This window comes from Rhodococcus sp. NPDC057297, assembly GCF_042667435.1.
GTDB lineage: Bacteria > Actinomycetota > Actinomycetes > Mycobacteriales > Mycobacteriaceae > Rhodococcoides.
On sequence record NZ_JBHUZE010000004.1, the window covers coordinates 415185 to 439587 of the forward strand.

The window sequence follows — 24403 nt, forward strand, 5'->3', positions numbered from 1 at the left end:
AAGAAGAACCATTCGGCCGGCAAAGGTGAGCCGGTGAAAAAGCTCGGTGCACGCCACAAAGCCCGCAAGCGGGCCGTGGACTTCCTGTTCGAAGCCGAGGCTCGGGACACCGATCCCGTCAACTTGGCAAAGGAACGCGTCGAACTCGCTCGCGGCGACGACTCGATCGCGCCGGTCAGCGAGTACACCGAGACGCTCGTCGGCGGAGTTGCGGAGAACCTGGATCGGCTGGACAGTGTGATTTCCGATCACCTGACCGACTGGACACTGAACAGGCTTCCCGCGGTGGATCGGGCAATCCTGCGTGTGGCGGTATGGGAACTGTTCCACGCCACCGACGTGCCTCCGGTCGTCGCCGTGGACGAGGCGGTCGAGTTGGCCAAGCAGCTGTCCACCGACGATTCACCGTCGTTCGTCAACGGTGTACTCGGACAGATCGTTCTCGTCGCCCCACAGGTCCGCGCAGCTGCCGCTGCGGTGTCCTCCCGGGACGACGCGAACAGCCGCACCGACAGCGAGTAATACCGCTCACGCGACGCTCCCCGAATTACGCCGTCGGGGAGCGTCGTTGCTAGGCTGTTACACCGTCAGACATCCTTTAACGATCCGTCCAGAGAGGCGGAGAAGGAGGTCGTAGTTTGCCTGCGCCCGTTGTGCCCCCTGATCCCTCGACGCCTGGTCCCACGACGCCTGATTCGTCGTCACCCAGCTCGTCGCGTGAGCTTCTCTCCGCCGCCGACGTGGGTCGGACCGTGTCTCGAATGGCACACCAGATCATCGAGAAGACGGCACTCGACTCCGCGGACGCGCCCCGCGTTGTTCTACTCGGAATTCCGACTCGCGGGACCACGTTGGCCGAGCGCCTCGCCGAGCGGATCGAAACGTTCACCGGCGTCCGCCCGCCCGTCGGTTCGCTGGACATCACCCTCTACCGCGACGATCTTCGCGGAAAGCCGCATCGCCCCCTCGAACGCACGTCCGTCCCCTCGGGCGGCGTCGACGACGCCCTCGTGGTCCTCGTCGACGACGTCCTCTTCTCCGGCCGCACGGTCCGCTCGGCCCTCGACGCACTGCGCGACCTCGGCCGGCCGCGTGCCGTTCAACTGGCGGTCCTGGTCGACCGTGGGCACCGCGAACTACCCCTCCGGGCGGACTACGTCGGCAAGAACGTGCCGACCGCACGTGCCGAGGACGTGTCGGTGCAGTTGATCGAGCACGACGGGCACGATCGCGTCAGCATTTCGGACGGGAGCGGAGCCCGCAGGAGTGACCCGGAATTAGACGGGAGCGGAGCCCGCAGGAGTGGCCTGGAGGAAGACGGGAAGGACGCTCGGTGAAGCATTTGTTGTCGGTTGCGGATCTGAGCCGTGAGAGCGCGACTGAATTGCTCGACGACGCGGATCGGTTCGAGCAGGCGTTGCTGGGCCGGGAGGTGAAGAAGCTTCCGACGTTGCGGGGACGCACTGTGATGACGGTGTTCTTCGAGAACTCGACTCGGACGCGGGTGTCGTTCGAGGTGGCGGGCAAGTGGATGAGTGCCGATGTCATCAATGTCAGCGCCAGCAGTTCTTCGGTGTCCAAGGGCGAGTCTCTTCGTGACACGGCGATGACGTTGCGGGCGGCGGGCGCGGATGCGTTGATCGTTCGTCACCCTGCGTCGGGTGCTGCGCATCAGATCGCGCAGTGGACGGCGGGGCAGGGAACCGGTGGATCCCTCGAAGACCCTGCAGCCTCCACGTCCGGCGGCCCGTCGGTCATCAATGCAGGCGATGGTACTCACGAACATCCGACGCAGGCGCTTCTGGACGCGTTGACGTTGCGGCAGCGACTCGGCGACATCGACGGCAAGCGCATCGGAATCGTCGGGGACATTCTGCACAGTCGTGTGGCGCGATCGAATGCGATTCTGCTGTCGACGCTCGGGGCCGAGGTCGTGCTCATCGCACCGCCCACGCTGCTCCCGGTCGGTGCGTCGACGTGGCCTGTTCGGGTGTCTCACAGCATCGACGCCGAATTACCCGCGCTCGATGCGGTGCTGATGTTGCGTGTACAGGCGGAGCGTATGAACGGTGGGTTCTTCCCGTCGGCGAAGGAGTACTCGATCACCTACGGGTTGTCGCAGAAACGGCTCGATCTTCTGCCCGAGCACGCTGTCGTTCTACATCCCGGTCCGATGCTGCGCGGCATGGAAATTGCGTCGTCGGTAGCGGATTCGCCGAGGACTGCTGTATTGCAACAGGTTACGAACGGAGTTCATGTGCGCATGGCGGTGCTGTTCCGATTGCTCGTCGGCTCGGACGGGGGTGCGTTGTGAGCGTGCTTCTGCGCAACGTGCTCGTCTACGGCGAGCAACCTGCCACCGACGTGCTCGTGTCCGACGGCCAGATCGCCGCGATCGGAACCGATCTCGACGCAGGGGATGCGGAGGTCGTCGAGGGGAGCGGTCAGATTCTGCTGCCCGGATTCGTGGATCTGCACACCCATCTGCGTGAGCCGGGTCGCGAGGACACCGAGACCATCGACAGCGGATCGGCTGCTGCGGCACTGGGCGGGTACACCGCGGTGTTCGCGATGGCCAACACGGCACCCGTCGCCGATTCGGTCGTCATCACCGACCACGTGTGGCGACGCGGGCAGGAAGTCGGCTTGGTCGACGTTCATCCCGTCGGGGCGGTGACTGTCGGACTCGGTGGTACGCAGCTCGCCGAGATGGCGACCATGGCCGGTGGCCTCGGCAAGGTGCGGATGTTCTCCGACGACGGCAAGTGCGTCGACGATCCGTTGCTCATGCGCCGGGCGCTCGAGTACTCGAGCTCTCTGGGTGTCCTCGTCGCACAGCATGCGGAGGAGCCGCGGTTGACCGTCGGAGCCGTCGCTCACGAGGGCCCGACTGCTGCTCGGCTCGGGTTGGCCGGCTGGCCGCGCGCTGCGGAGGAGTCCATCGTCGCCCGTGACGCGTTGTTGGCGCGTGACGCGGGTGCCAAGGTGCATATCTGCCACGCGTCCACCGCCGGAACGGTCGAGATCCTGAAGTGGGCACGGGGGCAGGGGATTTCGATCTCCGCCGAGGTGACGCCTCATCACCTGCTGCTCGACGATTCGCGGCTCGAGACGTATGACGCGATCAACAAGGTCAACCCACCGCTTCGCGAAGCATCGGACGTCGAGGCTCTCCGACGAGGACTGGCCGACGGCACGGTCGACTGCGTCGCGACCGACCATGCACCGCATGCGGAGCAGGAGAAGTGCTGCGAATTCTCCCAGGCACGTCCAGGAATGCTGGGGCTCGAGACCGCGCTTGCGATCGTCGCGCAGACGATGGTGGACACCGACCTGCTGGACTGGCGCGGCGTTGCCCGGGTGATGAGCGAGCGTCCGGCCGAGATCGTCGGTCTCCCGGATCAAGGACGGCCCGTGGAAGTGGGGGAGGTCGCCAACCTCGTCCTCGTCGATCCCGCTTCGCCGTGGACGGTGCGAGGCAAGGGCCTGGCCAGCCTGTCGCACAACACACCGTTCGAGGAGATGACCTTCTCCGCCAAGGCGACCACTACGCTGCTGCGCGGACGAATCACCGCCCGCGACGGTGTGGTTCGACGCCCCGATCGTCTCGGACTCGGCCGTGTCGAAGACCGGAAGGTGAGCGAGTAATGGACAGAGTTCTCATCGTCATCGCGTTCATCGTCTTCTGGATCGCGATGATCGGCCTCATCTTCTGGGGTTGGCGAGGCAGGCAGAAGCGTCAAGCCGACTCGATCGGCTCGTTCCCACCGGTTCCGGACGACCTCGGCGCGACTCTGATCGAACCCTCCACCGGGCTGTACGTGGGCAGCACCATCGCTCCCAGCTGGCAGGACCGCATCGCCGTCGGCGACATCGGCCACCGCGCGACCGGTGAGCTGTCCCGACACGAGCGCGGAATTCTGCTCGAGCGTTCCGGGGAGTCCACCATCTGGATCCCGCAGAAGTCGATCACGGCGATACGGACCGAACGCGGGCTCGCGGGCAAGGTCATGAGCAAGGACGGACTGCTCGTCATCCGCTGGACGCTTCCCACCGGCACCGAGATCGACACAGGCTTCCGCGCCGACGACAAACTTGTCTACCCCATCTGGGTGGACACCGATACCGATCGACACGATTCGAAGGAGACAACGGCGTGAGCAGCGCAGTTCTTGTTCTGGAGGACGGCCGGACCTTCCGCGGCACCACCTTCGGTGCACAGGGCCGGACGCTCGGAGAGGCCGTGTTCTGCACCGGCATGACCGGCTACCAGGAGACCCTGACCGACCCCAGCTACCACCGCCAGATCGTCGTCGCCACGGCGCCGCAGATCGGCAACACAGGCTGGAACCAGGAGGACGGCGAAGCGGCCAGCGCTCAGGATCCCAACAAGATCTGGGTTGCCGGCTACGTCGTTCGTGACCCGGCTCGGCGCACGTCGAGTTGGCGCGCGACCGGTTCCTTGCAGGACCAGCTCGAAGCGCAGAGCGTCGTGGGCATCGCGGGGATCGACACCAGGGCACTCGTGCGTCACCTGCGTACACGCGGATCCATGCGTGCGGGCGTCTTCTCGGGGGATGCTCTGGGCACCCAGGACGAGATGCTGCAGCAAGTCCTGGACCAGCCGTCCATGCTCGGCGCCGACCTGGCGGGTGAAGTCACCACGAAGTCCGGTTACGTCATCGAGCCGACGGTCGGCGAGGCCCGCTACACCGTCGTCGCGGTGGACCTGGGAATCAAGACCAACACCCCACGGATGTTCGCCGAGCGCGGTATCCGCGTGCACGTCGTCCCGTCGGCCACCTCGATCGAGCAGATCCTGGAACTGAAACCGGACGGGGTGTTCCTGTCCAACGGACCGGGCGACCCGGCAACGGCCGACGCCAACGTCGCACTCACTCGCGAGGTGCTGGCGAGGAAGCTGCCACTGTTCGGCATCTGTTTCGGTAACCAGATCCTCGGACGTGCGCTCGGGCGAAGCACGTACAAGATGAAGTTCGGCCACCGCGGCATGAACATCCCGGTCGTCGAACACACCACCGGACGCATCGCCATCACCGCCCAGAACCACGGGTTCGCCCTCGAAGGCGAAGCGGGCGAGGAATTCGACACCGACTTCGGTCGGGCTCGTATCAGCCACACCTGCGCCAACGACGGAACGGTCGAGGGCGTGGAACTGCTGAGCGGCACCGCGTTCTCGGTCCAATACCACCCGGAGGCAGCGGCAGGCCCGCACGACGCCGCCTACCTGTTCGATCGGTTCACATCCACCCTCGAGGGAGCTGACAAGTAATGCCACGCCGCTCAGATCTGGGACACGTCCTGGTCATCGGATCGGGACCGATCGTCATCGGACAGGCCTGCGAGTTCGACTACTCCGGAACCCAGGCATGCCGAGTGCTCCGCGAGGAAGGACTGCGCGTCAGCCTCGTCAATTCCAACCCGGCCACCATCATGACCGACCCCGAGTTCGCCGACGCCACCTACGTCGAGCCGATCACGGCCGACTTCATCGAGAAGATCTTCGCTCGCGAAGCCCTGCAGGGGAACCCGATCGACGCCGTGCTGGCGACGCTCGGCGGCCAGACGGCGCTCAACGCCGCGGTGGCACTGCACGAGCAGGGAATTCTCGAGAAGTACGACGTCGAGCTCATCGGCGCTGATTTCGACGCTATTCAGCGCGGTGAGGATCGGCAGAAGTTCAAGGACATCGTCGCCAAGGTCGGTGGAGAATCGGCTCGTTCGGCTGTCTGTTACACCATGGACGAGGTTCGCGCGACGGTTGCCGATCTCGGATTCCCGGTTGTCGTCCGCCCGTCCTTCACGATGGGTGGCCTCGGCTCGGGTATGGCCTACAACGACGAGGACCTTGCCCGCATCGCGGGCGGCGGGCTCGCCGCGTCGCCGACGGCCAACGTGCTGATCGAGGAATCCATCCTCGGATGGAAGGAATACGAGCTCGAACTGATGCGCGACGGCCGCGACAACGTGGTCATCGTCTGCTCGATCGAGAACGTCGACCCGGTCGGTGTGCACACCGGAGACTCGGTCACGGTCGCTCCCGCGATGACGCTCACCGACCGCGAATACCAGAAGATGCGCGACCTCTCGATCGACATCCTCCGTGAGGTCGGCGTCGACACCGGTGGCTGCAACATCCAGTTCGCCATGGATCCCACGGACGGACGCCTCGTCGTCATCGAGATGAACCCCCGCGTGTCGCGGTCGTCTGCCCTTGCCTCGAAGGCGACGGGATACCCGATCGCGAAGATGGCAGCCAAGCTCGCCATCGGCTACACGCTCGACGAGATCGTCAACGACATCACCAAGGAAACGCCGGCCTGCTTCGAGCCGACACTCGACTACGTCGTGGTCAAGGCACCTCGGTTCGCGTTCGAGAAGTTCCCCGGTGCCGACGGCACCCTGACGACGACGATGAAGTCCGTCGGCGAGGCCATGTCGATCGGCCGTAATTTCACCGAGGCGTTCGGCAAGGTCATGCGGTCGCTCGAGACCAAACGCGCAGGCTACTGGACCGGCCCCGAGGTCGAAGCCGTGAGCCTCGAGGCTTTGCTGGAGGACATCTCGGTCCCGAAGGACGGCCGGATGTACGGCATCGAGAAGGCCTTCGCGCTCGGTGCGACTCTCGAGCAGTTGTTCGACGCCACGAAGATCGATCCGTGGTTCCTCGATCAGTTCCAGCAGATCCACGAGCTGGGCAACGAACTGCGTGCCGCCGAGAAGTTCGACGAGACGCTGTTGCGACAGGCCAAGTACCACGGGCTGTCGGACCGCCAGATCGCTGCGCTGCGTCCGGAACTCGTGGACGAGGACGGTGTGCGCGCGCTGCGCGACGAGCTCGGCGTCCATCCCGTCTACAAGACGGTCGACACCTGTGCGGCGGAGTTCGAGGCGAAGACGCCGTACCACTACGGAACCTACGAACTCGACCCCGAGGCGGAGTCCGAGGTCGCCGAGCAGCGTGAACGTGAGAAGGTGCTCATTCTGGGCTCGGGCCCGAACCGAATCGGGCAGGGCATCGAGTTCGACTACTCGTGTGTTCATGCGGCACAGACGTTGTCGGAAGCCGGGTACGAGACCGTCATGGTCAACTGCAACCCCGAGACCGTCTCCACCGATTACGACACCGCCGATCGGCTCTATTTCGAACCGTTGACGTTCGAGGACGTACTCGAGGTCTACCGCGCCGAGGCTGCGTCGGGAACCGTGCGCGGCGTCATCGTGCAACTCGGCGGTCAGACGCCCCTGGGCCTCGCCAAGCGACTGAAGGCCGCCGGTGTGCCCATCGTCGGTACCAGTCCCGAGGCCATCGATCTCGCGGAGGACCGCGGTGAGTTCGGGCGCGTCCTCACCGAAGCAGGGTTGCCTGCACCGAAGTTCGGCACCGCGACCACGTTCGACGGTGCCCGCGACATCGCCGGTGGCATCGGATACCCCGTGCTGGTGCGTCCGTCGTACGTTCTCGGCGGACGCGGCATGGAGATCGTGTACGACGAGGCATCCCTCGCCGATTACATTTCGCGCGCCACCGAGATCTCGCACGACCGCCCCGTCCTCGTCGACCGCTTCCTCGAGGATGCCGTCGAAATCGATGTCGATGCGTTGTGCGATGGGACCGAGGTCTATCTCGGCGGCGTCATGGAACACATCGAGGAAGCCGGGATCCACTCCGGTGACTCGGCGTGTGCGTTGCCGCCGATCACGTTGGGTCGAGCGGACATCGAGAACGTGCGTCGCTCGACGGAGCTGCTCGCCAAGGGCATCGGCGTCAAAGGCCTCCTCAACGTCCAGTACGCCCTCAAGGACGACATCCTGTACGTGCTGGAGGCGAACCCCCGCGCGAGCCGCACGGTCCCGTTCGTGTCCAAGGCGACGGCAGTGCAGTTGGCGAAGGCATGTGCCCGCGTCATGCTCGGTGAGTCGATCGCGGACCTGCGTACCAGTGGCATGCTTCCGGCCGAAGGCGACGGAGGAACGACGCCGCTGGACGCGCCGATCGCAGTCAAGGAAGCCGTGCTCCCGTTCAACCGATTCCGCCGCGCCGACGGAACGGGCGTCGACACGCTGTTGAGCCCCGAGATGAAGTCCACCGGTGAGGTCATGGGCATCGATGCGGACTTCGGTACCGCGTTCGCGAAGAGCCAGACGGCGGCGTACGGCTCGCTTCCGGCCTCGGGCGCCGTGTTCGTCTCGGTGGCCAACAAGGACAAGCGTTCGTTGATCTTCCCGGTCAAACGACTCACGGACCTGGGCTTCACGATTCTGGCGACCGAAGGGACTGCAGAGGTGCTGCGACGCAACGGCATCGCGTGCGAACAGGTCTACAAGCAATCGGGCGAGGACGTCCCTGCGGGCGAATCGACCATCGTCGATCGCATTCTCGCCGGCGACGTGGCCATGGTGATCAACACTCCGTACGGCAATTCGGGCCCTCGCGTGGACGGGTACGAGATCCGAAGCGCGGCCGTTGCGCAGAACATTCCGTGCATCACCACCGTGCAGGGCGCGTCCGCTGCGGTGCTGGGGATCGAGGCAGGTATCGCGGGCGGTATCGGCGTGCGTTCGCTGCAGGATCTGCATACGGCGCTCGCGGGCGGTGCCGGGGCGTCATGAGCCGTGACGGGTGGCTCGGACGGCTCCGTCGTGCGATCGAGCACCGCGGTCGACTGTGCGTGGGGATAGATCCTCACCCTGCACTGCTCGAGCAGTGGGGACTGTCGGTGGATGCCGAAGGGCTCGAGGTGTTCGCGGAGAAGTGCGTGGAGGCGTTCGTCGGCGAGGTCGCTGTCGTGAAGCCTCAGGTCGCATTCTTCGAGGCCTACGGGAGTGCGGGGTACGCAGTCCTCGAGCGCACCATCTCGGTGCTGCGGGATGCCGGGACTCTCGTGATCGCCGACGCGAAACGAGGCGACATCGGCACGACGATGAGTGCGTACGCACAGACGTGGCTCGGGGACGGCACCGACCTGTCGTCGGATGCGGTGACCGTCTCGCCGTACCTCGGGTTCGAATCCCTCCAGGACACGATCTCCCTGGCCCGCGGGGGAGGCCGGGGAGTGTTCGTTCTGGCCCGCACCTCGAACCCCGAAGGCGCAACGTTGCAGAACGCCGCGGCGGGTTCGACGACGGTTGCGCAGTCGATCGTCGACGGTGCGGCCGCGGCCGACGCAGACGGAACGGCGACCGTCGGCCTCGTCGTCGGCGCCACCCGTGATCACGGACTGGACCTGTCTGCCTTCGACGGACCGATTCTCGCGCCCGGGCTCGGCGCGCAGGGCGCAACGGTGGCCGATCTGGCACAGATATTCGACGGGTCCACCGAACTGCTTCTTCCCAGCTCGTCGCGTGGTGTTCTCGCCGCCGGTCCGTCGGTTGCGGCGCTCCGCGGCGCCGCGGCGGCGCTCCGCGACGAAGTCGAGGCGGGGTTGTCATAGCCGATACTGCGGATCCCGTCGGCCACGGGGTGAGTTAGCGGCGAGGCTTGCGCGTCGGTACCGTCGCTTTCGTTGCTGGTTACCGCTGGTCTGTCAGCAGCGACGTGCACCAGGAGACCGCAGGTGCACGGTTCACCGACGAACGAGTTACGGAGGAATCGTGGCGCTTCCCCAATTGACGCCGGAGCAGCGTGCCGCCGCTCTAGAGAAGGCGGCTGCAGCCCGAAAAGTACGTGCCGAGCTCAAGGAACGGCTCAAGCGAGGTGGGACCGATCTGAAGCAGGTGCTCGCGGATGCGGAGACCGACGAGATTCTCGGCAAGATGAAGGTCTCGGCTCTGCTGGAGGCATTGCCGAAGGTGGGTAAGGTCAAGGCTCAAGAATTGATGACCGAACTGGAGATCGCTCCGTCGAGGCGGATTCGCGGCCTCGGCGATCGTCAGCGTAAAGCGTTGTTGACCAAATTCGATTTCGAAGCGTGATCTACGGAGGTACGGCACGTGTCCGACAGTGACGCGTCACCGCACGGGAGGGGCCGGCTGATCGTTCTGGCCGGTCCCTCCGGTGTCGGCAAATCCAGCGTCGTTCGCGTGTTGCGACGTGAACTCCCCGAGTTGTGGTTCAGCGTGTCGGTGACGACGCGGGATCCACGCCCCGGTGAGGTCGACGGTGAGGACTACCACTTCGTGACCGCGGCCGAGTTCGACCGCATGATCGAGGCGGGCGAACTGCTCGAGTGGGCGAGCGTGCACAGTGGTCTGCACCGTTCCGGTACGCCTGCGGCGCCGGTGGAGGCAGCGTTGGAGGACGGCAAGCCTGTTCTCCTCGAACTGGATCTTGCGGGCGCGCGCGCGGTACGTGTGTCGAAGCCGGAGGCGACGCTCGTGTTCATGGCTCCGCCGACGTGGGAAGACCTGGTGCAGCGCCTGACCTCGCGTGCGACCGAAGATCCGGCTGTCACCGAACGTAGACTCGAGACGGCGAAGGTCGAACTGGCCGCACAGGAAGAGTTCGACACGGTGGTTGTCAATACCGATGTCGACCATTCTTGCGCTCAGTTGGTATCCTTGTTGGTCGGTAGGTCGTCGGTCGGTTGACTGCGCCCTGCAATCGACGAAAGCGCTCCGCAGCACACACGATGTACAACTCAGGAGATTCATAGTGAGCAGTAGTTCTCTGGCCGGTTCCGACTTCGACGCGCGTAGCGCACTTCCGGCTTACGACACGCCGCTCGGAATCACCAATCCTCCCATCGACGAGCTCCTCGCTCGCACGTCGTCGAAGTACGCACTGGTGATCTACGCGGCCAAGCGTGCGCGTCAGATCAACGACTACTACAACCAGCTCGGTGACGGCATTCTCGAGTACGTCGGCCCGCTCGTCGAGCCCGGTCTTCAGGAGAAGCCGCTGTCGATCGCGCTTCGCGAGATCCACGAAGACCTGCTCGAGCACACCGAAGGCGAATGAGAATCGGATAGGGCCGGGTCCGTTGCGCGTAGTCGTCGGGGTAGGCGGGGGAATCGCCGCCTACAAGAGCTGTTCCATCATCCGTAGCTTCACCGAGGCCGGCCACCACGTTCGCGTGGTCCCGACGGAGTCCGCGCTGGAGTTCGTCGGACGCGCGACGTTCGAAGCGCTGTCCGGTAGCCCGGTGCACACCGGTGTTTTCGCCGACGTGCCCGAGGTTCCGCACGTCCGGCTCGGCAAGGAAGCGGACCTAGTCGTCGTCGCACCTGCAACGGCGGACCTGATGGCCCGACTCGCCGGGGGCCGCGCGGACGATCTCCTGACTGCAACGCTTCTCACCGCTCGGTGTCCCGTGCTGCTCGCTCCGGCGATGCACACCGAGATGTGGGAACACCCGGCGACCGTTGCCAACGTCGAGACACTGCGCAGTCGCGGCGTCACCGTTCTCGAACCCGCGTCCGGTCGGTTGACCGGTCGCGACACGGGGGCAGGCAGACTGCCCGACCCCGACGAGATCTACGGTCTCGCGCTGTTGCTCGCCGAGCGCGCGGACGCGCTTCCGCGTGATCTGACCGGTCGGAAGCTCGTCGTCACGGCCGGCGGTACGCGCGAGCCGTTGGATCCGGTTCGATTCCTCGGAAATCGGAGTTCCGGGAAGCAGGGGTACGCGCTGGCCCGAGTAGCCGCACAGCGTGGTGCCGATGTGACCTTGATCTCGGGATACACCGCAAGTTTGGCGGACCCGGCGGCCGTCGATGTCGTCGAGGTGAAGACGGCACAGCAGATGCAGGCCGCAGTCCGCAAGTTCGCACCCGACGCTGATGCGATCGTCATGGCTGCGGCCGTTGCAGACTTCCGTCCCTCCAGCGTCGCGGGAAGCAAGATCAAGAAGGGTGCGAACGAGCCGAATTCGATTCCCCTCGTCAAGAACGACGACATTCTCGCGGGGCTCGTCGACGCGCGGCGAGCGGGTGAGATCCCCGCTGCCACCGTCATCGTCGGGTTCGCTGCCGAGACGGGTGACGAGAACGGCGATGTACTGACCTATGCCAGGGCCAAGTTGGCTCGCAAGGGTTGCGATCTCTTGGTGGTGAACGCCGTCGGTGAAGGCAAAGCCTTCGAGGTCGACCACAACGACGGATGGTTGCTCGGCGCCGACGGATCCGAGTCCGCTCTGGGTGAGGGATCGAAGGCACTACTGGCAGGCCGCGTCCTCGATGCGGTCGGCGCCATACTGTCCAGCGGTTCGACACTGTCCAGCGGTTCGACACTGTCCAGCGGTTCGACACTGTCCAGCGGTTCGACACTGTCCAGCGGTTCGACACTGCCCAGCGGTTCGACACTGCCCAGCGGTTCGACACTGCCCAGGGGTTCGAATCAGCCGTGATTGCAAGGGTGCACAGGCATCCCGTGCACGGCTAGTGTCGAATATTTGTAGAAAGCTTGGCTGAAGTGAACGATTTCGACACGTCGAGAGGAAACACGTGAGCAAGTCCGGTAGTCGGCTCTTCACCAGTGAGTCGGTAACAGAGGGCCACCCCGACAAGATCTGTGACGCGATCAGCGACTCGATTCTCGACGCGCTACTGACAGAGGATCCACGTGCACGCGTGGCCGTCGAGACGCTCGTGACAACGGGCCAGGTTCACGTCGCCGGTGAGGTCAACACGACGGCGTGGGCGGACATCCCGAAGATCGTGCGCGACAAGGTGCTCGAGATCGGATACGACTCGTCGGCGAAGGGCTTCGACGGCAACTCCTGCGGAGTCAATGTCGCAATCGGTGCCCAGTCTCCCGAGATCGCGCAGGGCGTCGATCATTCGCACGAGGCGCGCGTCGAGGGATTGTCCGACGACGAGATCGATCGTCAGGGCGCGGGCGACCAGGGATTGATGTTCGGGTACGCCAACACCGACACTCCTGAGCTCATGCCGCTGCCGATTGCGTTGGCGCACAGGCTTTCTCGACGTCTCACCGAGGTGCGGAAGACTGGAGTGCTGCCGTACCTGCGTCCCGACGGCAAAACTCAGGTCACCATCGAATACGACGGTGACAACGCGGTCCGGCTCGACACGGTGGTCGTCTCCACTCAGCACGCCGCGGACATCGATCTGGACAATCTGCTGACGCCGGACATCCGTGAAAAGGTGCTCGGATCGGTCCTGGCGGAACTGAACGTCCCGTCCCTCGACACGTCCGACGTCCGCCTCCTGGTCAACCCCACCGGTAAATTCGTTCTCGGCGGGCCCATGGGTGACGCGGGACTGACCGGCCGCAAGATCATCGTCGACACCTACGGCGGTATGGCCAGGCACGGTGGCGGCGCGTTCTCGGGCAAGGACCCGTCCAAGGTCGACCGCAGCGCCGCGTACGCGATGCGTTGGGTAGCCAAGAACGCGGTCGCGGCAGGTCTCGCGGACCGCATCGAGGTCCAGGTCGCGTACGCCATCGGCAAGGCTGCACCCGTCGGACTGTTCGTGGAGACCTTCGGAACCGAGAAGGCCGATCCCGCTCGTATCCAGGCCGCGATCTCCGAGGTCTTCGACTTGCGTCCGGGCGCCATCATCCGCGATCTCGATCTACTCCGCCCCATCTACGCGCAGACCGCCGCGTACGGCCACTTCGGCCGGACCGACATCGACCTGCCGTGGGAGTCGACGGATCGCGCAGACAAGCTCCGCGCAGCAGCGGGACTCGCCTGAGCAGCGCACCGAAAGCGGCAGCACCCGAGTTACCCGTAGCTCGGGTGCTGCCGCTTCTCCCACTCCCGCATCTCGACCGCGAGTTCGACTACCTCGTTCCGGCGGAGCTCTCGGAGGATGCGAATCCCGGTGTGCGAGTGCGCATCCGATTCGCCGGCCGACTGGTCGACGGGTACATCGTGGAACGTGTCGCCACGAGCGACCACACCGGCAAACTCGGCTTTCTCGATCGTGTCGTCTCACCCGAACGGGTCCTCACCGCCGAGATCGCGACGCTGGTCGATGCTGTTGCGCATCGCTACGCGGGCACGCGTGCCGACGTACTGAGGCTGGCCGTTCCGCCGCGTCACGCCAAGGTCGAATCGGAACCGGTGCCGGATGTTCCCTCCATCTCCACAGCTGCCGACCACGCAGTTGTCGACGCCTCTGCGTGGGACAGGTACACACACGGCACCGCGTTCGTGGACGCCCTGGCAGCGGCCCGTGGCCCCAGAGCGGTCTGGCAGGCGCTCCCGGGCGAGGACTGGGCGGGGCGTATAGCGGAGATAGCGGCCGTGACGGCAGCGTCGGGTCGCAGTGTCGTCGTCGTGGTGCCGGACCAGCGAGATCTGGACCGGGTGGCGTCGGCGTGCCAGGCCGCCCTCGGCGACGACGCGGTGGTGGCATTGTCGGCCGGTCTCGGCCCGGCTAAACGCTATCGACGCTGGCTCGCCGCATTACGGCGCGACGTGTCTGTGGTGGTCGGGACCAGGAGTGCAGTGTTCGCCCCGGTGCAGAACCTCGGTTTGATGGTCTTGTGGGACGACGGCGACGACGGTTACGCCGAACCTCGTTCGCCGTATCCGCATGCGCGCGAGGTGGCGTTGCTCCGCGCGCACGGTACCGGGTGCGGTGTGGTCCTGGCCGGGCATGCGCGCACCGCGGAAGCGGAAGCCCTCGTCGACTCGGGGTGGGCTCATGACCTGTTGGCGTCGCGTGAGACGGTGCGGGCCGCGCAGCCGCACATAGTGGCGCTGGCGGACAGTGATCACGCTCTGGCGCGCGATCCAGGGGCGCGCGCTGCGCGACTGCCCGCCATTGCGTTCGACGCCGCGAGAACGGCGCTGAAGAACGACACGGCGGTGCTCGTCCAGGTTCCGCGTGGCGGATACGTGCCGTCGCTCGCATGCGCGAAGTGTCGCAACCCCGCTCGATGTAGACGGTGCAACGGACCGCTTGCGTTGCCGTCCGCGCCGGGTGCCGACGGAGCGGGTAGCCCTACCTGCCGGTGGTGCGGCGCTGCGGACACCAATCACAAATGCAATGTCTGCGGGTCGAGGGCCCTGCGCGCGGTCGTGGTCGGGGCGCACCGCACCGCAGAGGAATTGGGTCGGGCATTTCCCGGTGTTGCGGTGCGCACATCCGGTGGCAGCGCTGTCCTGGACTCCGTGGATGCTGGTGCGTCGCTGGTGATCTCGACAGTAGGCGCAGAACCGACGATCGTCGGCGGGTACGGGGCGGCGCTGCTCCTCGACGGGTGGGCGCTGCTCGGGCGCGCAGACCTCCGAGCGGCCGAGGAAACCCTCAGACGATGGATGACGGCGTCCGCCCTCGTACGCCCGGGTGCCGACGGCGGCAGGGTGGTCGTCGTCGCGGAATCCGAGCTGCCCACCGTTCAGGCGTTGGTGCGGTGGGATCCGGTCGGCCACGCCCGAAGTGAATTGGACGAGCGCGCCGAGGTTCGATTTCCCCCTGCCGTCCACGTCGCCGCAGTCGACGGAACGACGGCCGCGATCACGGCTCTCGTCGAATCCACGGCCCTCCCGTCCGACACCGAAGTCCTCGGACCCGTGGAGCTCCCCGACGGGCAGCGACTGCCCGCCGGAGGGGGAGAAGACCGACTTCCTGGCGACGTTCAACGGATACTGCTCCGTGTGCCCCGTCGTGCAGGAGGATCGCTTGCGCGTGCGCTCGCAGACGCGCAAGCCGCCAGTAGTGCTCGTAAGAACACAGAAGCGGTTCGCGTACAGATCGATCCGATCCGCATCGGTTGACGCTCCCCTCAGCGCCCCTCAGCGCCCCTCAGCGCCTAGAGTCCATACCGGCAGTCGAGTCGGACTGGACATCGAGTCGTACATCGGAGCGGGGTCGGGGAAATGAAACGTAGACAGTTGATCAGGCGCGTCGCGACGGGCTTGGCCGTCGTTGCAGGTGCGAAACTCGCCGGACCCGCGGTCGCCCAGGCGGCACCGGGGTCGGGGTCGTCGAATCTGCCGGGGTTCGGAATCCCCCTGGATCGCCTGCTGAAGATCGTGTCGCTGTCGCATGTCAACGACCCGGCGACGACGCCCATCTTCCCCGGCGATCCGGAGTTCGCGCTCGAGACGGCAGCGACGGTGGCCGAGGACGGCTACTACCTTCAGAACGTTCGTGAAGGTGAACACACCGGAACACATTGGGGCGCACCTGCTCATTTCCAGGACGGCGGTTTGACGGCAGATCAGCTGGTTCCGGAGGATCTGTTTCTACCCGCGGTGAAGATCGACATTCGGGACAAGGCCGCGGCGGATGCCGATTACGCGGTGACGATCGCTGATCTTCAGGAGTGGGAGGCGTCGAACGGTCGCATTCCGTCGGGCGCCGCCGTCGTTCTGTGGACGGGGTGGGAATCGCGTTGGGGGACCGACGCATACGTGAATGCCGACGCCGACGGTGTCACTCACCAGCCGGGGTTCTCCGCTGATGCGGCGCAGTGGCTCATCGACACAGGTCGGCTGGCGGAGCGAGGCGCGTTGGGGACCGACACCTTCGGACCGGATCTCGGCAACGACGACACCTATCCGGTGTCGGTGAAGCTGTACGACTTCCATCGCATCAGCCTCGAAAATCTTCGCAACCTGGGCGAACTGCCGACCACCGGCGCCTACATTCTGGTCGGCGGCCCGATCAATCGTGCTGGATCGGGTTCTCCGGCAACGATATTCGGACTCATTCCACGGTTGCCCTGAGCATCTGCAGTGGCGTGCCCGTGACCGAACCAGTTGAACGGCGCGGCCTGCACCGACAGGTTGTAGACCATCCTGAGGGTGCCGTCGGAGTCGTACGCGAACACACCGGCCTTGCCGTTCTTCTTGGCCTCGTACATGGCTCGATCGGCGTTGCGTAGCAGCGTGTCGGCGGTGACGGCTTGCTCGAACACGTCGAGTTCCACGACGCCGACGCTGGCACCGATCGAGACGGTGTGGCCTTCGATGTCCTGTGGTGCACGCAGTGCGTCCACGATCGATCTGGCCGTGGTGCAGCCGGCGTCGATCGATGCAGGGATCAGAACGGTGAACTCGTCTCCGCCGAAGCGTGCGACGACACCTCCGTTGCCCTGGGCGTTCACAGTATCGACGAGCCGACTCGACAGTGTCTTGAGCGACCGGTCACCCGCTCCGTGACCGAGCCTGTCGTTGATGGCTTTGAAGTCGTCGAGGTCGACGAGCAGTAGTACTCCGACATCGCCGTTGTCGTTGTGTCGGTCGATCGCGGCGGTCAGGTGTTCGTCGAAGGCGGAGCGATTGAGCAGCCCCGTCAATCCGTCGTGGTGTGCACGGTAGGTCAGCTCGTTCTGGGCGGCGTAGAGCGTGCGCAGGAGTGCGTCGTTCTGCAGGAGGGTCATGACCTGCCGTACGACCGCGAGCACGATCACGGTGAGGAAGAGCCCGAAGGCGATAGGATCCACGGTCCCTTGCGTGAATCGCTGTATCGCGACGGACACTCCGGTCAGCGCCATCAGTGCATGCGGCACCAAGAGTCGAGTGCGTTCACCTTCTCGTCCACCTGGGGGTCCGGGCGGTGTGTCGGCGGATTTCGGGACGGAGTCCGGGACGGACACGGTGGGCACCGCCACCGCCACCGACGGCGCCGACGCTGCGAGTGCGATGAGGACAGGGCCGGCGATGAAACCGGCGTCGGCGATCAGCGGCATCTCGTCGGCGCCCGCCGCAACAAGGTACGCGTAGAGGCTGTCCGAGATCGCCAGGCAGGTCAGGCCCGCGCCCAGCAAAGTGAGCTGCGCCCGGTATCGGCGCAACACACGCGGTATCACGGCAAGCAACCCGACCATGACCAGCAGCACCAGGTCGGTGATGGGATACATCAACGCGATGAGGAACTGCACCGAGTCCGATCGATCCGAGCGTGCTGCCGGACCCAGAACCGTGGCCCAGGACATCACGAACAGCGAACCGACGACTATCAGGCCGTCCAGTAGCGACGTGAGCCAGTGGTACCTGCTGCCGTCTTCGGACTGGTGCGGCGCACGACGCATCACCGACAGCAGGGCGGGTACCGCGAAGATGGGAAAGAGGAAGAAACCGAAATCGGCGTACGACGGTGACGGCAACGGCACGTCCAGGACGGATCGGTAGAGGGCCCAGACGAGCATCCCGCCGGTCCAGCACGCCATGCCGGCGGCCATCAGCAGGCGCCACCGACGCTGTGCGCCGGATCGGCGTCTGCCGGTGCGCCAGCAGACGACGGTCGCAGCGATACCCCCGGCGAGTTGACCTGCGTCGTCGAGGGCGACCGACGCGGCTTTGGGGAGAAGTCCCGAGCTCGCGAGTGCCACCACGAGGGCGACCGCACCGAGGGAAACGACAATGCGCTTCCTCAGTGAGTTCGCCATGGCGCCCCCTCGTATCGACACGAACCTCGGTGCGAACAGGCTAGCCGCTCGTGGCAGCTGTCGGCCGCCGTCCAGTGAACTGCTCGACACTCACTCTTGCTGAAAACGTATTGGCGATATATCGTCAATACGTCCAAACGATACAGAAGGAGGCGGACATGGAAAACTTCTACGAACAAGAGCACATCCACGGACACGCACGGCGCGGTGGACCGCACCACCACCACCGGGGCGGTCCCCATCATCGGGGCGGTTTCGGTCCCGGTGGTTTCGGTCCCGGTGGTTTCGGTCCCGGTGGTTTCGGGCCTGCGGGCAACCTCGGCCGAGGCCGCGGCCGCGGAGGGCGAGGTCGTCGCGGTGACGTTCGAGCTGCAGTCCTGCTGATCCTGGCCGAGTCGCCGATGCACGGGTACGAGCTGATTCAGCAGATCGTCGCGAAGAGCGAGGGCGCGTGGAAGCCGAGCCCGGGGTCCATCTATCCCGCGCTCTCACAGCTCGAGGACGAAGGTCTCGTCCTGATCGAGAAGGTCGACGGCCGCAAGACGGCTCGTCTGACCGAGACCGGCCGGACGTTCGTCGACGAACACCGGGAGGAGCTGGGTTCTCCGTGGGACGACGTACGCGGAACGGTCGGAGGTGATGCGATGGACCTGCGGGGTCTGATCGGATTGCTGATGGGTGCCGCAGGTCAGGTCGCCGCGGTCGGGACGCCGGGTCAGGTCGCGGCCGCAAGCGAGGTTCTCGTCGATGCGCGGAGGCGTCTGTACCGGATTCTGGCCGAGGAGGAGACACCGGACGCCGGTGAGTCCGACGCATGATCGACGGGCGTGCTCGTGCCCGGTGGGTGGTCCCTAGAATGGGTGGTTCGTGAGAAATCCGTTCTACCTATTCGTGGGAGCCCTCTGGTGCGCGTTGTGTTCGCAGGTACGCCCGACCCGGCAGTTCCGTCGCTGGCGCGACTGATCTCGTCGGACCGGCACGACGTGGTCGCGGTGATCACGCGTCCGGATGCGGCCGCAGGTCGCGGACGCAAGATCGGACGCTCGCCCGTCGGACTGCTCGCAGACGAGCACGGAATTCCGGTGTTGACGCCGCAGCGCCCGTCGGAGCCGGAGTTCCTCGACGCTCTCACAGCGCTCGAACCCGACGTGTGCCCGGTCGTCGCATACGGAGCACTGCTACCGCGTCCGGTGTTGAACGTACCGAAATTCGGATGGATCAATCTGCACTTCTCGCTGCTCCCCGCGTGGCGGGGTGCAGCCCCGGTTCAAGCAGCGATCGCCGCGGGCGACGACGTGACGGGCGCATCGACGTTCCTTCTCGAGGAAGGCATGGACACCGGTCCTGTCCTGGGCGTCGTCACCGAAACCATCGGGTCGAACGATTCGGCCGGCGACCTGTTGGGCCGCCTTGCGCTCAGTGGTGCGGAACTGCTCGAAGCTACGCTCGACGCGATCGAGGCCGGTGAGGCCTCCGCAGTTCCGCAACCGGCCGACGGCGTGTCCTACGCACCGAAGATCACCGTGGACTCCGCGCGCATCGACTGGACCTCCTCGGCGTCGTCGATCGACCGGCACGTCCGCGCGGTGACCCCGTCACCCGGGGCGTGGACGACGATCGGAGACGTTCGACTGAAAGTAGCCCCGGTCACAGTGTCGGACGTGGACCTCGAAGCTGGGCACGTTCTAGTCCGGAAGGACGGGGTGTTCGTCGGGACTGCAACGACCTCGGTAGCTCTGGGCGACGTCCAACCCCAGGGCAAGAAACTCATGAAAGCACTCGACTGGGCGCGCGGTGCCCGGCTGACGGAAACGGCGGTTGCCCTGTGAGCTCCGAGAAGAACCAGGGCCGAGCAGGCCGACGCGGCAACGTGAACAGCGGGCCGACGCGCACCTCAGGTTCCCGTCGGGGGGCGGGCAACCGGCCGAATCGCGGGGGAGGGCCGGGCTCGACCCCGCCTGTCGACCCCGCGCGACTCGCAGCCAGAGACGTACTGAAGGCGGTACGCGAGCGGGATGCCTACGCCAACCTCGTGCTCCCAGGGTTGCTGCGCGAGCGCAAACTCGACACGCGTGATGCTGCCCTGGCGACCGAACTTGCCTACGGATCGTCGCGAGCCCGAGGATTCCTCGACTCGGTCATCGAAAGCGGTTCGGGCCGTGCGATATCGGAGATCGACGGTGGTCTGCTGGACATCCTGAGGCTGGGTGCTTACCAACTGCTCCGTACCCGCGTGGCGCCCCACGCGGCCGTGGCGACGTCGGTCGATCTGACCAGGGCCGAATTCGGCAGCGGCAAGGCAGGATTCGTCAACGCCGTGCTTCGGCGAGTGTCGGAGAAGTCCGCCGATCGATGGGTCGACGAGCTAGCTCCCGCAGCAGACAAGGATCCCGTCGGACATCTGGCGTTCGAGTACGCGCATCCCAAGTGGATTGCGCAGGCCTTCGCCGACGCGCTCGGGGCGGACGCCGCAGAACTGGCTGATGTGCTGGCCGCCGACGATGCCCGGCCCGCGGTCCATCTCGTCGCACGACCGGGGGAGATCTCCGCCGAGGAGCTCGCCCTCGTCACCGGAGGGGAGGAGGGCAAGTACTCCCCGTACGCCGTCTATCTCGACGGCGGTGATCCCGGCAAGCTCGACGCAGTCCGAGACGGCCTGGCCGGTGTGCAGGACGAGGGCAGCCAACTGGTGGCGCGCGCGCTGACGCTGGCACCGATCGAGGGCGAGGACGGCGGCCGCTGGCTGGACCTGTGTGCAGGTCCTGGAGGCAAGGCGGCTCTGCTCGGGGCGATCGCCGAGATCGACGGCGCGCGCGTCGACGCGGTCGAACCGACCCCGCACCGTGCCGACCTCGTGTCGAAGACGACGAAGGGCCTCCCGGTCACCGTTCACGTCGTGGACGGCCGGGACCCGGGTCTCGACGGCGGATACGACCGCGTTCTGGTCGATGCGCCCTGCACCGGACTCGGAGCGCTGCGCCGGAGGCCCGAGGCGCGGTGGCGTCGCACGCAGTCCGACCTGGCGGGGCTGGTGGCGTTGCAGAAGGAACTGCTCGCCTCCGCGCTGAAGCTGGTACGGCCAGGCGGCGTCGTCGTGTATTCGACCTGTTCGCCGCACCTGTCCGAGACCACGGCCGTCGTCGCGGACGCGGTGCGCCGTTACGGCGCTCAGCAGCTCGACACCCATGCGCTGCTACCGGACGTTCCGCAGCTCGGTGACGGTGCGTCGGCGCAGCTGTGGCCACACCGCCACGGAACCGACGCGATGTTCCTCGCTGCGCTTCGTCGTCCGCTCGACTGACACTGCCCATTCGTACAAGTGCGGTGGGCAGACATGGCGGAGACTGTCCCCATGGCACTTGTGTGGGAAGACCTCGTTTCGTTCGCCGTGACCCTTCCGGAGACCGAGGAGTCGACGTCCTACAACACTCCCGCGTTGAAGGTGGCGAACAAGTTGATCGCTCGCCTACGGGCCGAAGCAGAGGGCGGCGTGGTCGTCATGTGCAGCCTCGCGGAGAAAGAAGCTCTGCTGGCCTCGCCGGGCTCCGCGTACTACACGACGGATCACTACGACGGGCACGGCTCGATCATCGTGGACCTGGACAGGGCCGACGCCACCGAAGTGCAGGAGCTGCTCACCGAAGCGTGGCGTGCGAAGGCCCCCAAGCGGGCCCTGAAGAGCCTCTGAATCGGGCACTGAAGCGGCTCTGAATCCGGCACGAAGAAATCACGCGCCGCAGGAGCGCGTCCGCCGACCCTTTAAGCTGTCTCATCGTGGCAGCTCCGATGATCGCTCCGTCCATCCTCTCCGCCGACTTCGCCCGTCTGGGGGAGGAAGCAGAGGCCGTCGCAGGCTCCGACTGGCTTCACGTCGACGTCATGGACGCGCATTTCGTTCCCAATCTGACGCTCGGCCTTCCCGTCGTGCAGAGCCTCGTCAAGGCCACCGACATACCCCTCGATTGCCATCTGATGATCGAGGATCCGGCTCGGTGGGCGCCGCCGTACGCAGAAGCGGGTGCCTACAACGTCACGTTCCACGCGGAGGCAGCGGACGATCCCATCGCCGTTGCGAAGGACATCCGCGCTGCGGGAGCCAAAGCAGGTCTGAGCGTGAAGCCCGGCACCCCGATCGAGCCGTACCTCGAGATACTCCGGCATTTCGACACGCTGCTCGTCATGAGCGTCGAGCCGGGCTTCGGTGGGCAGTCCTTCATTCCGGAGGTGTTGAGCAAGGCTCGCACCGTACGAAACCTCGTCGACTCCGGTGAGCTGACCCTGGTGGTCGAGATCGACGGCGGCATCAATGCCGACACGATCGAGCAGGCCGCGGAAGCCGGCGTCGATTGCTTCGTCGCCGGGTCCGCCGTGTACGGCACCGCCGATCCCGCCGCGACCGTGCGCGCGTTGCGCGACCGTGCAGCCGGTGCGTCGCACCACCTCGCACACTGATGACATCCGGCGCCGCTGTGAGCGAGACCGCCGCCATGGCGCTCGCCATTGCCGCGTCGGAAACGGCCCGGGGGTCGACCAGCCCCAATCCGCCGGTCGGAGCCGTCATCCTCGACGCCGACGGTGTCGTCGTGGGGACCGGGGCGACGCGGCCGCCCGGGGGTCCGCATGCCGAGGTGGTCGCTCTTGCGGAGGCAGGTGAACGCGCACGAGGCGGAACGGCAGTGGTCACGCTCGAACCGTGCAATCACACCGGTCGGACCGGTCCGTGCTCGCAGGCGCTGATCGCGGCAGGCGTTCGCCGTGTCGTCTATGCGGTGGCCGATCCCAACCCTTTGGCCGAAGGGGGAGCAGGCACTCTCGCCGAGGCAGGCGTCGACGTCTCGTCCGGGTTGGAGTCCGACGCCGTCGAGCGCGGTCCACTGCGCGCGTGGCTGCACAAGCAACGAACCGGACGCCCTCACATCACGTTGAAGTACGCGTCGAGTCTCGACGGCCGCAGCGCAGCGCAAGACGGCACGAGTCAGTGGATCACCGGACCCGACGCTCGTGCGCACGTGCACGCGCAGCGCGCGACTCTGGACGCAATCGTCGTCGGGACCGGAACCGTCGTTGCCGACGATCCGCTGCTCACGGCCCGGCTTCCCGACGGAACCACCGCACCGCACCAACCCGTCCGCGTCGTCGTCGGCCGTCGTGTCATCCCTCCCGAGGCGCGCATCCGCGGCGATCAGGCACGGACGATCTTCGTCCGATCGCACGATCCGCACGACGTCGTCGACGCGCTCGGCGAGTACACCGACGTCCTCGTCGAGGGTGGTCCCACCCTGGCCGGTGCCTTTCTCGCCGCGGGCATCGTCGACCGCATCGTGGCGTACATCGCTCCCGTCGTGCTCGGCGCGGGAACGTCGGCGGTGGAGAATGCAGGCGTCGGAACAATTTCCGACGCCCTGCGGTTCTCGATCGAGAGTGTCGTCCCACTGGGAACCGACGTGGTCGTCAGCGCGGTGAAGCTGCAGGAATGACCGGAAACAAGAGAGTGGAGATCCAATGTTCACCGGAATAGTCGAGGAACTCGGGGAGATCGTCGGCAAGGACGATCTGACCGATGCAGCCCGCTTCACAGTGAAGGGTCCGCTCGTCACGTCGGATGCAGGGCACGGCGACTCGATCGCCGTCAACGGTGTGTGCCTGACGGTCGTCGATGTGCTGGCCGACGGCGCGTTCACGGCCGATGTCATGCAGGAGACGTTGAATCGGTCCAGCTTGCAGCGCTTGGAGGTGGGCAGCCGGGTCAACCTCGAACGTGCAGCAGCGCTCAACAGCAGGCTGGGTGGTCACCTGGTTCAGGGGCATGTCGACGGCACCGGAACGGTCGTGAACCGATCTCCTTCGGACAATTGGACGGTCGTTCGGATCGCGATGCCCACCTCGGTCGCGCGTTACGTCGTCGAAAAGGGCTCCATCACGGTCGACGGAGTGTCTCTGACGGTCTCCGCGCTGGGTCGCGACGACAACGGTGGGCACTGGTTCGAGATCTCGCTCATTCCGACGACGCTCGACCTGACCACGCTCGGCAGTTCGGACGTCGGGACGCCGGTGAACCTCGAAGTCGACGTGATCGCCAAATACGTCGAACGGCTGCAGACCCTCGCCGCGGAGTAGGAATGCCGGAAA

General features: G+C 65.9%; 22 protein-coding genes and 1 pseudogene. 22 read left to right on the forward strand and 1 reads right to left on the reverse strand.

Features of this window, described 5'->3' with window-relative positions; all coding sequences use genetic code 11:
- Positions 1–33 precede the first annotated feature (33 nt).
- The 15 genes and pseudogenes from nusB to ACFULT_RS15475 all read left to right on the forward strand — a co-directional run bounded on the left by nusB (position 34) and on the right by ACFULT_RS15475 (position 16610).
- Positions 34–522, forward strand: a complete 489-nt coding sequence (gene nusB / locus ACFULT_RS15405; protein WP_037113414.1) for a transcription antitermination factor NusB — start codon at positions 34–36, stop codon at positions 520–522.
- Between the two features lie 131 nt (positions 523–653).
- Positions 654–1250, forward strand: a pseudogene (gene pyrR, locus ACFULT_RS15410) (bifunctional pyr operon transcriptional regulator/uracil phosphoribosyltransferase PyrR); the annotation flags it as partial.
- Between the two features lie 83 nt (positions 1251–1333).
- Positions 1334–2314: an aspartate carbamoyltransferase catalytic subunit gene (locus ACFULT_RS15415; protein WP_094721689.1), complete on the forward strand. Its 981-nt coding sequence runs from the start codon at positions 1334–1336 to the stop codon at positions 2312–2314.
- Positions 2311–3648, forward strand: coding sequence for a dihydroorotase (locus ACFULT_RS15420; RefSeq protein ID WP_378481834.1), 1338 nt, complete (start codon positions 2311–2313; stop codon positions 3646–3648). Before ACFULT_RS15415 ends, ACFULT_RS15420 begins: the two co-directional genes overlap by 4 nt.
- Complete coding sequence (locus ACFULT_RS15425) at positions 3648–4160, forward strand: transporter (RefSeq protein ID WP_094721687.1); 513 nt, start codon at positions 3648–3650, stop codon at positions 4158–4160. The genes ACFULT_RS15420 and ACFULT_RS15425 overlap by 1 nt, the downstream gene beginning before the upstream one ends.
- Positions 4157–5293 (forward strand): glutamine-hydrolyzing carbamoyl-phosphate synthase small subunit, encoded by a 1137-nt coding sequence (gene carA, locus ACFULT_RS15430; protein WP_378481835.1) that lies wholly within the window; start codon positions 4157–4159, stop codon positions 5291–5293. Before ACFULT_RS15425 ends, carA begins: the two co-directional genes overlap by 4 nt.
- Positions 5293–8634: a carbamoyl-phosphate synthase large subunit gene (gene carB / locus ACFULT_RS15435; RefSeq protein WP_378481836.1), complete on the forward strand. Its 3342-nt coding sequence runs from the start codon at positions 5293–5295 to the stop codon at positions 8632–8634. The genes carA and carB overlap by 1 nt, the downstream gene beginning before the upstream one ends.
- Positions 8631–9455, forward strand: a complete 825-nt coding sequence (gene pyrF / locus ACFULT_RS15440; protein ID WP_170945339.1) for an orotidine-5'-phosphate decarboxylase — start codon at positions 8631–8633, stop codon at positions 9453–9455. Before carB ends, pyrF begins: the two co-directional genes overlap by 4 nt.
- A 160-nt stretch (positions 9456–9615) precedes the next feature.
- A complete protein-coding gene (gene mihF, locus ACFULT_RS15445) occupies positions 9616–9936 on the forward strand; it encodes an integration host factor, actinobacterial type (protein ID WP_019666383.1) in 321 nt (106 codons plus the stop codon).
- A gap of 18 nt (positions 9937–9954) precedes the next feature.
- Positions 9955–10551 carry a guanylate kinase gene (gene gmk, locus ACFULT_RS15450; RefSeq protein WP_037113157.1) on the forward strand — a complete coding sequence of 199 codons (597 nt, stop codon included), beginning with the start codon at positions 9955–9957 and terminating at the stop codon, positions 10549–10551.
- 64 nt (positions 10552–10615) lie between these two features.
- Complete coding sequence (rpoZ, locus tag ACFULT_RS15455; protein WP_019666381.1) at positions 10616–10921, forward strand: DNA-directed RNA polymerase subunit omega; 306 nt, start codon at positions 10616–10618, stop codon at positions 10919–10921.
- Positions 10922–10943: 22 nt separating this feature from the next.
- Positions 10944–12308 (forward strand): bifunctional phosphopantothenoylcysteine decarboxylase/phosphopantothenate--cysteine ligase CoaBC, encoded by a 1365-nt coding sequence (coaBC, locus tag ACFULT_RS15460; RefSeq protein WP_378481837.1) that lies wholly within the window; start codon positions 10944–10946, stop codon positions 12306–12308.
- Between the two features lie 97 nt (positions 12309–12405).
- Positions 12406–13623: a methionine adenosyltransferase gene (gene metK, locus ACFULT_RS15465; RefSeq protein WP_094721683.1), complete on the forward strand. Its 1218-nt coding sequence runs from the start codon at positions 12406–12408 to the stop codon at positions 13621–13623.
- Positions 13620–15656, forward strand: a complete 2037-nt coding sequence (locus ACFULT_RS15470) for a primosomal protein N' (RefSeq protein ID WP_378481910.1) — start codon at positions 13620–13622, stop codon at positions 15654–15656. The genes metK and ACFULT_RS15470 overlap by 4 nt, the downstream gene beginning before the upstream one ends.
- 102 nt (positions 15657–15758) lie before the next feature.
- Positions 15759–16610 carry a cyclase family protein gene (locus ACFULT_RS15475; RefSeq protein WP_378481838.1) on the forward strand — a complete coding sequence of 284 codons (852 nt, stop codon included), beginning with the start codon at positions 15759–15761 and terminating at the stop codon, positions 16608–16610.
- Here ACFULT_RS15475 and ACFULT_RS15480 read toward each other — a convergent pair.
- On the reverse strand, positions 16526–18274 hold the full coding sequence (locus tag ACFULT_RS15480) for a diguanylate cyclase domain-containing protein (protein WP_378481839.1): 1749 nt from the start codon (positions 18272–18274) through the stop codon (positions 16526–16528). The two genes, ACFULT_RS15475 and ACFULT_RS15480, sit on opposite strands and share 85 nt — an antisense overlap.
- Positions 18275–18432: 158 nt before the next feature.
- Between ACFULT_RS15480 and ACFULT_RS15485 the strand changes: the two genes are divergently transcribed.
- The 7 genes from ACFULT_RS15485 to ACFULT_RS15515 all read left to right on the forward strand — a co-directional run bounded on the left by ACFULT_RS15485 (position 18433) and on the right by ACFULT_RS15515 (position 24391).
- Entirely contained in the window at positions 18433–19092 is a 660-nt protein-coding gene (locus ACFULT_RS15485; RefSeq protein WP_378481840.1) for a PadR family transcriptional regulator, read from the forward strand.
- An 87-nt stretch (positions 19093–19179) separates the two neighbouring features.
- Positions 19180–20103, forward strand: a complete 924-nt coding sequence (gene fmt, locus ACFULT_RS15490) for a methionyl-tRNA formyltransferase (RefSeq protein WP_176460100.1) — start codon at positions 19180–19182, stop codon at positions 20101–20103.
- Positions 20104–20144: 41 nt separating this feature from the next.
- Positions 20145–21575, forward strand: coding sequence for an RsmB/NOP family class I SAM-dependent RNA methyltransferase (locus ACFULT_RS15495; RefSeq protein WP_371828900.1), 1431 nt, complete (start codon positions 20145–20147; stop codon positions 21573–21575).
- 51 nt (positions 21576–21626) lie between these two features.
- Positions 21627–21962 carry an MmcQ/YjbR family DNA-binding protein gene (locus ACFULT_RS15500; protein WP_170945366.1) on the forward strand — a complete coding sequence of 112 codons (336 nt, stop codon included), beginning with the start codon at positions 21627–21629 and terminating at the stop codon, positions 21960–21962.
- Between the two features lie 86 nt (positions 21963–22048).
- A complete protein-coding gene (gene rpe / locus ACFULT_RS15505) occupies positions 22049–22726 on the forward strand; it encodes a ribulose-phosphate 3-epimerase (protein ID WP_037113176.1) in 678 nt (225 codons plus the stop codon).
- Positions 22726–23751 carry a bifunctional diaminohydroxyphosphoribosylaminopyrimidine deaminase/5-amino-6-(5-phosphoribosylamino)uracil reductase RibD gene (gene ribD, locus ACFULT_RS15510; RefSeq protein ID WP_378481841.1) on the forward strand — a complete coding sequence of 342 codons (1026 nt, stop codon included), beginning with the start codon at positions 22726–22728 and terminating at the stop codon, positions 23749–23751. The genes rpe and ribD overlap by 1 nt, the downstream gene beginning before the upstream one ends.
- A gap of 25 nt (positions 23752–23776) precedes the next feature.
- On the forward strand, positions 23777–24391 hold the full coding sequence (locus tag ACFULT_RS15515; RefSeq protein ID WP_378481842.1) for a riboflavin synthase: 615 nt from the start codon (positions 23777–23779) through the stop codon (positions 24389–24391).
- The last annotated feature ends 12 nt before the right edge of the window (positions 24392–24403 follow it).

Coding starts and splice junctions, on each gene's coding strand:
- ACFULT_RS15425 (WP_094721687.1), top strand. CDS start 3,648: ATGGACAGAGTTCTCATCGTCATCGCGTTCATCGTCTTCTGGATCGCG.
- carB (WP_378481836.1), top strand. CDS start 5,293: ATGCCACGCCGCTCAGATCTGGGACACGTCCTGGTCATCGGATCGGGA.
- pyrF (WP_170945339.1), top strand. CDS start 8,631: ATGAGCCGTGACGGGTGGCTCGGACGGCTCCGTCGTGCGATCGAGCAC.
- ACFULT_RS15475 (WP_378481838.1), top strand. CDS start 15,759: ATGAAACGTAGACAGTTGATCAGGCGCGTCGCGACGGGCTTGGCCGTC.
- ACFULT_RS15480 (WP_378481839.1), bottom strand. CDS start 18,274: ATGGCGAACTCACTGAGGAAGCGCATTGTCGTTTCCCTCGGTGCGGTC.
- ACFULT_RS15485 (WP_378481840.1), top strand. CDS start 18,433: ATGGAAAACTTCTACGAACAAGAGCACATCCACGGACACGCACGGCGC.
- ACFULT_RS15500 (WP_170945366.1), top strand. CDS start 21,627: ATGGCACTTGTGTGGGAAGACCTCGTTTCGTTCGCCGTGACCCTTCCG.
- ribD (WP_378481841.1), top strand. CDS start 22,726: ATGACATCCGGCGCCGCTGTGAGCGAGACCGCCGCCATGGCGCTCGCC.
- ACFULT_RS15515 (WP_378481842.1), top strand. CDS start 23,777: ATGTTCACCGGAATAGTCGAGGAACTCGGGGAGATCGTCGGCAAGGAC.